This window comes from Vibrio sp. Vb0888, assembly GCF_033338835.1.
In the GTDB taxonomy this organism is placed as follows: Bacteria; Pseudomonadota; Gammaproteobacteria; order Enterobacterales; family Vibrionaceae; genus Vibrio; species Vibrio alginolyticus.
This window is the reverse complement of sequence record NZ_JAWOTL010000127.1, coordinates 1-1,411: the sequence shown is the minus strand read 5'-3', so window position 1 is coordinate 1,411 and position 1,411 is coordinate 1. Positions and strand designations below refer to the sequence as shown.

Sequence of the window (1,411 nt, the reverse complement as noted above, 5' to 3'; positions counted from 1 at the left end):
AGCAGGACCATGATCGGGAACGCCATCCATCCCCGTGTCGAGAAGGCAAGCAGGATGTAGCCTGTGCCGTCGGCAATAATTCCGAGCATGAGTGCCCGCCTTTCGCCGAGCCGGGCGGCTACAGGGCCGGTGATCATTGCCTGGGCGAGTGAATGCAGAATGCCAAATGCGGCAAGCGAAATGCCGATCGTGGTCGCGTCCCAGTGAAAGCGATCCTCGCCGAAAATGACCCAAAGCGCGGCCGGCACCTGTCCGACAAGTTGCATGATGAAGAAGACCGCCATCAGGGCGGCGACGACGGTCATGCCCCGGGCCCACCGGAACGAAGCGAGCGGGTTGAGAGCCTCCCGGCGTAACGGCCGGCGTTCGCCTTTGTGCGACTCCGGCAAAAGGAAACAGCCCGTCAGGAAATTGAGGCCGTTCAAGGCTGCCGCGGCGAAGAACGGAGCGTGGGGGGAGAAACCGCCCATCAGCCCACCGAGCACAGGTCCCGCGACCATCCCGAACCCGAAACAGGCGCTCATGAAGCCGAAGTGCCGCGCGCGCTCATCGCCATCAGTGATATCGGCAATATAAGCGCCGGCTACCGCCCCAGTCGCCCCGGTGATGCCGGCCACGATCCGCCCGATATAGAGAACCCAAAGGAAAGGCGCCGTCGCCATGATGGCGTAGTCGACAGCAGCGCCGGCCAGCGAGACGAGCAAGACCGGCCGCCGCCCGAAACGATCCGACAGCGCGCCCAGCACAGGTGCGCAGGCAAATTGCATCAACGCATACAGCGCCAGCAGAATGCCATAGTGGGCGGTGACGTCGTTCGAGTGAACCAGATCGCGCAGGAGGCCCGGCAGCACCGGCATAATCAGGCCGATGCCGACAGCGTCGAGCGCGACAGTGCTCAGAATTACGATCAGGGGTCTGTTGGGTTTCACGTCTGGCCTCCGGACCAGCCTCCGCTGGTCCGATTGAACGCGCGGATTCTTTATCACTGATAAGTTGGTGGACATATTATGTTTATCAGTGATAAAGTGTCAAGCATGACAAAGTTGCAGCCGAATACAGTGATCCGTGCCGCCCTGGACCTGTTGAACGAGGTCGGCGTAGACGGTCTGACGACACGCAAACTGGCGGAACGGTTGGGGGTTCAGCAGCCGGCGCTTTACTGGCACTTCAGGAACAAGCGGGCGCTGCTCGACGCACTGGCCGAAGCCATGCTGGCGGAGAATCATACGCATTCGGTGCCGAGAGCCGACGACGACTGGCGCTCATTCCTGAAGGGCAATGCATGCAGTTTTCGACGGGCGTTGCTCGCTTATCGCGATGGCGCGCGTATTCATGCCGGGACGCGGCCAGCCGCGCCGCAGATGGAAAAAGCCGACGCGCAGCTTCGCTTCCTTTGCGATGCTGGCTTTTC

Annotated in this window: 2 protein-coding genes; one reads left to right on the top strand and one right to left on the bottom strand. The window is 61.7% G+C overall.

Translation table 11 applies throughout. The features are described 5' to 3' along the window. The coding region (gene tet, locus R7P72_RS24385) for a Tet(A)/Tet(B)/Tet(C) family tetracycline efflux MFS transporter (RefSeq protein ID WP_318110879.1) at positions 1 to 929 on the bottom strand (929 nt) is incomplete at its 3' end. Between the two features lie 105 nt (positions 930 to 1,034). On the opposite strand from tet, the gene R7P72_RS24380 reads away from it, so the two are divergent. Next, positions 1,035 to 1,411: TetR family transcriptional regulator (locus R7P72_RS24380; RefSeq protein WP_318110880.1), on the top strand; the 377-nt coding region annotated here is incomplete at its 3' end.